Origin of the sequence: Joostella atrarenae, from assembly GCF_021764745.1 — a bacterium.
Lineage (GTDB): Bacteria > Bacteroidota > Bacteroidia > Flavobacteriales > Flavobacteriaceae > Galbibacter > Galbibacter atrarenae.
Genome location: NZ_JAETXX010000066.1, coordinates 1 through 219 on the forward strand (window position 1 = coordinate 1; position 219 = coordinate 219).

General features: G+C 39.7%; 1 protein-coding gene. It reads right to left on the bottom strand.

Annotated features, from left to right (window positions below; genetic code table 11):
- On the bottom strand, window positions 1–219 hold a 219-nt coding region (locus JM658_RS17085; protein ID WP_236961123.1), incomplete at both ends, for a hypothetical protein.

Sequence of the window (219 nt, forward strand, 5' to 3'; positions counted from 1 at the left end):
TACAACCAGCAAAACTAGTTGTAATTATAACATTCGTTCCTGTTGGAATACCTGTGATTGTTCCATCAGCAAGATTAACTGTTCCCTGATTTGCCATTATGGTAACCCCTGGAGCTGCTGTAAACAACACGCTATAAGTTGTTAAATCCTCTGAGCATTCTGTTCCTCCTATACTAATACTTGCGCTATCACATGGATTATCACAATCCGTTGGAGATG